Origin of the sequence: Acidaminococcus sp. HCP3S3_G9_1 (genome assembly GCF_052122455.1) — a bacterium.
In the GTDB taxonomy this organism is placed as follows: Bacteria; Bacillota; Negativicutes; order Acidaminococcales; family Acidaminococcaceae; genus Acidaminococcus.
In genome coordinates this window covers 1-4,197 of the sequence record NZ_JBQKCH010000026.1, presented here as the reverse complement: position 1 = coordinate 4,197, position 4,197 = coordinate 1, and the positions used below count along the sequence as shown (strand labels likewise).

8 protein-coding genes are annotated in these 4,197 nt (G+C 68.8%); 1 reads left to right on the top strand and 7 read right to left on the bottom strand.

Features of this window, described 5'->3' with window-relative positions:
• A partial coding sequence (locus ACTQY1_RS11095) for a helicase associated domain-containing protein (RefSeq protein WP_441374200.1) occupies window positions 1-242 on the top strand: 242 nt, incomplete at its 5' end.
• 192 nt (window positions 243-434) lie between these two features.
• On the opposite strand, the gene ACTQY1_RS11090 is transcribed toward ACTQY1_RS11095, so the two are convergent.
• The 7 genes from ACTQY1_RS11090 to ACTQY1_RS11060 all read right to left on the bottom strand — a co-directional run.
• Window positions 435-668 (bottom strand): hypothetical protein, encoded by a 234-nt coding sequence (locus ACTQY1_RS11090; protein WP_441042120.1) that lies wholly within the window; start codon window positions 666-668, stop codon window positions 435-437.
• Window positions 665-1,048 carry a hypothetical protein gene (locus ACTQY1_RS11085; RefSeq protein ID WP_441374199.1) on the bottom strand — a complete coding sequence of 128 codons (384 nt, stop codon included), beginning with the start codon at window positions 1,046-1,048 and terminating at the stop codon, window positions 665-667. Before ACTQY1_RS11085 ends, ACTQY1_RS11090 begins: the two co-directional genes overlap by 4 nt.
• Entirely contained in the window at window positions 1,045-1,398 is a 354-nt protein-coding gene (locus ACTQY1_RS11080; RefSeq protein WP_441069426.1) for a hypothetical protein, read from the bottom strand. The genes ACTQY1_RS11085 and ACTQY1_RS11080 overlap by 4 nt, the downstream gene beginning before the upstream one ends.
• Window positions 1,399-1,401: 3 nt before the next feature.
• Window positions 1,402-2,280, bottom strand: a complete 879-nt coding sequence (locus tag ACTQY1_RS11075) for a hypothetical protein (RefSeq protein ID WP_441159341.1) — start codon at window positions 2,278-2,280, stop codon at window positions 1,402-1,404.
• Between the two features lie 2 nt (window positions 2,281-2,282).
• Window positions 2,283-2,777, bottom strand: coding sequence for a hypothetical protein (locus ACTQY1_RS11070; RefSeq protein WP_441374198.1), 495 nt, complete (start codon window positions 2,775-2,777; stop codon window positions 2,283-2,285).
• A gap of 11 nt (window positions 2,778-2,788) precedes the next feature.
• On the bottom strand, window positions 2,789-3,742 hold the full coding sequence (locus tag ACTQY1_RS11065; RefSeq protein WP_441141235.1) for a hypothetical protein: 954 nt from the start codon (window positions 3,740-3,742) through the stop codon (window positions 2,789-2,791).
• Window positions 3,735-4,197, bottom strand: a 463-nt coding sequence (locus ACTQY1_RS11060) for a hypothetical protein (protein ID WP_441374197.1), incomplete at its 5' end; no start/stop codon positions are given. The genes ACTQY1_RS11060 and ACTQY1_RS11065, both read right to left, overlap by 8 nt.

Genomic DNA, 4,197 nt, shown 5'->3' with positions numbered 1-4,197 from the left:
CGTGGGAGCCGTCCTCGCGCGACCAGGGATGGGCCGCCAAGTTCAAGAGCCTGTCTCGCTACGCCGAGCAGCATGGTCACGCTGCGCCTGCGCGCGAGGAGCGGTGGGAGGGGTGGCGGATCGGTGCGTGGGTGTCACAGCAGCGGCATCGGCGCGGTCGCCTCTCGGCGGAGCATCAGGCGACACTGGAAGGGCTGCCGGGTTGGGCGTGGGTAGCGCCGATGGGCCGACCCGCAGACTAGAGCGATCGCCCCCAAAAAAACCCACAATCTTTTTTCGACGACGACGGCCTGGCATGGCCACGACCGAGGCGGGAGTGCGGGCGATGCTGGTGGACTCCGACATCGAGCTGGAGTGGTGATAGGGGTCCCCCCTATACAAAAGAAAACCCCCACCCCTGACGAGGGGTGGGGTACCACGTGGTCGGGCAGCGGTCAGGGGTGCTCCTCGACGGCGCGACGCGGCTCGACCGTGGTGTTGCTGGCAGCCGTCAGCCCGAGACCCGAGCTGACGAACGCGAACACGGCGAGGGCGACAGTCAGCCACGTGGGCTGATCGACAGACGCCGCCCCGTAGCCGATCTGCACAGCACCGAGGGTGAGGCCGACGAAAAACATGGCGTAGTACAGGATCGCTCGCACATGGGGCGGGAAAGCGACAGGGGTCATGGTAGGTCCTCTCGTGCAGGGGACGGCTCTGTGTCGTCCACCGGATCAGGGTCGAGCCACAGGCTCGGGTCAATATGGTCACGGATGCGGTGCGGGACGCGGGGCATCCGGCCCCAGTCAGGGCGGCGGAGCATCCCGACCTGGTCGATGAACCAGGCGGCGGCGGACAGCTGTCCCAGCCGCTCGGACAGCTCGGATTGCAGCGCATGCACCTGCTGCTCGAGTCGCTCCACGCGTGAGATGAGGTCAGGCACCAGGTCGGTGGCTGAGGTGATCTCCGCCGACCGCTGCGTCGAGCGCTGACCGGCACGCGCCACAAGCCACGCCACCACCGGCGACACCATGATCGCCAGCACAGATAGGACAGTACCCACCATCATGCCTCCCGATCGGCGGGGATGCGGGCCGTGATCCACACCGCCCACAGCGCGATCAGATACAACTCGAGTTTCGTCGCCGGGTCGTTGCCGTCGTGGGCGATCCATGCGACGATCCATGCGCCGACCCGTTCGGAGGCTACCAGCGCCATCGCAGCCAGACCCCACACCGACGCCCGAACATGGCTTGATGTGGCGATCGCGACCACGCCGGCAGCGACCCATAGGGCGGCTCGTAGCCAGTCGGGCAGGTCGATCAGCTCGGCGCGGGCAGGGACGGCCGCGTAGAGCAGCGACACCCCGACCAGCACCCATAGGACGCCGAGCCCGAGCATCGCTGTCCGGCGAGACACGCGTCAGTCCTTGAGTGCGTCGCCGAGCCGGGACACGACCGCGTCGGCGACGGCCTGCGGGGTTCCGCCGGCCTTCACTGCGGCCTCGACGGCTGTACGCACCAGCGGGGTGAGTCCGGCGAGCACCGAGCGGGCGATCGCCTGCTCATCGACGACCACGCCCTGACGCTTGGCGAGCTCCCGCACCAGCCGCAGCGTCTCCTGGCTGTTGATGCTGGCCCAAATCTGGTTGTTGTTGCGGGAGCTGGCGACGAGCGCGTTCGATGAGCCTTTCTGGAGCGGCTGCCAGTCGTAGGCGGCCAGCGCGTCGGTGACGATGGCTTTGAGCTGGTTTGGGGTGTAGGGCATGTCATCCTCCTGGGTGGATGTTTGGGTGGTGTGGGTGTCGGTGCGCTGCTGGTACTGCTCCCACGACAGGAGCGGGGACGGTCGCCACGGGTCCGGGTCGCGGTCCTTGCCGACGAGCCCGTCGAGGCCACGCCGGTAGTGCGACACCTGCACCATCGCCGACGCAGCCAGCCCCTCTGTGTTGGTGGTCTGGTCGGGGGGCATGAGCACCAGATGGTGATGCTCCACCCATGAGCGGGACGGCATCCGATGCCATGCCGCGAACCCGACCTGCCGACACGCCCTCAGCACCGCCTTGCGCTGCGGTGGGGTGAGGTGGTGGCGGATCGACAGGTCGACCACGCCGTCTCCGGTGTGGGTCGAGCCCGAGTAGGGGCTGCGTGGCTGCCACGACCCCTGACCGGGGCGGATGATCCACCCGTCCCGCCAGCCACGGAACTCGGGCATCGCGGCAGCCAGCCGCTCGGCCTCGATCAGTGCGTCCCGAGTGCGGGGCGACAGCAGGGAGCCGCGCCACGTGATCCGATCAGCCATCATCACACCTCGTAGGTCATCGTGAAAAACAGCGAGTCGCCCGACGCCCACCCACCAGGGTTGTTGTTGGAGAGCCGCCCGGACGGGATCAGCGCAGCCACGCGGCCAGGGCCCACCGGCCTCACCGTCAGCGGATACTCAGACCCGCCACGCGCCAGCCACCCCACGCCAGTGACCATCATCCAGGCCCTGGCGTTGACCGGCATCGACCACACCCACGCCGCCGACCCGAGATTGGTGGTCGAGCCTCGCCCCATCGACACCGAGGCGTGCACCAGACGCCCCACCTGCATCCAGCGACCCTCCAGCGTGCCGTTTCCGATCGAGAGGTTGGTGCCGTCGCTCTGCGACCACGCCACGGCGTATGACGACCACGACGGAGACAGCGACGACAGCGCATTTTCGGTGCCCTGAGCCAGCAGGGCCATATCTGCCGGGACGTTGTTTGCGTCCGCCAACTCCGGCGTCCGGAGTCCATAGATCGGTGTGGTCGGCATCCCGTGCCTCCTTAGATCGTGGTGATGAGAGTGACCCGTCCAGCGTCGGGACGGTCAGATGGGCCCAGTAGTGCCATGTAGTCCGTGGTGCCCTGGTACGAGACAGCGATCCCGCGAGCAGCGCCGGACAGCAGCGCCGACACCTCAGCGCTGGTCAGCGCGATGTCGACGGTGCCGCCCTGTGCCACTGTCCCGGCGGCGCGAGGCTGAGTTGTCAGCGCGGGAGGTGACGATGGTCGCGTCGCAGCACCGTGCAGCGCCAGCCACACGGTCCGCGCCGCCGACATGCCCGCACCGGTCGCCCGATACAGACGCACCACACCAGACGAGCCAGTCCCGCCCCGTGCCAGGGTCGAGCCGTAAAAAAAGTAGCCGGTGTTGTCGGCCACCTGCCCCGAGGTGGAGTGCCCCTGATAGGCGCGGTGCCCGGCGGTGCCGTCGCTGCGCCACCTCCCAGACCTAGCCGTCGCAGCCTGCACCGCCCCAGCAGCCACAGTGGCCGGTGCGGGCGCCGGATCAGTCTGTGGCGGGGTCGGGTCAGACGGCGGCGTGGATGGCGGCGGCGGAGCGGACGGTGTGCCGATACGGCCCACCACCACACCACCAGCAGACCCCCACAGCAGCGCCACCCGATCACCCACCACCGGCACACCACCGACGTGCGGGACCGTCACAGGCCCCACCCCAGTCGAGACGGTCACCACACCAGACCCAGTGGATGACACAGTGCCCTCACTCGGCCGGGCGGTACGCAGACCCACCACATGCCACACCCCCTCGGAGCGCAGCAGCAGCACCCGGTCACCAACCGCCAGCGGTGTCGGCAGCCACACCAGCGGCGTCACCTCGGACCCCAGCACCGACACCAGCAGCACCGGGGAAGTTGCCCTCACCTCCCCCGCGACGGCAGGCGGACGAGCCGGGGTCAGAGCAGACGCGACAGCATCACCCAGAGGATCAGACATCGACCAGCACCCCCCACCCAGCGCTCGCCGTGACCGTCATCGATCCCCCAGTCAGCGGCAGCCTGATACCCGTCACCAGGGCATCCACCGTGCGGGTCGGCAGCCGTAGCCGCAGCGTGTCCAGCACATCAAGGGCCGGGTCTGGGGCGCACGTCACGGTCAGCACCTGACGACGCGCCGCCCTCGCCCGCTCACCCATCGTCCTCGCCGCCGACGCGCACTGAGCGTTCGTCCGCATTAGCGGGGAGTGCAGGAACTCGGGGACGCGTCCGAACCCGGAGGCATCCCATGCCAGCGGACCCGATGCCTCGAACTCGGCCCCACGTAGCGGCTGCCCAGAATCCGACTCCGATGTCACCACCCACCCGTTGCGGAGCCCGTCCCGGTCCATCACCGGCACCCATTCCACCACATCAGCAGCGGACGCCTCCCACACCTGACCAGACCCCACATCC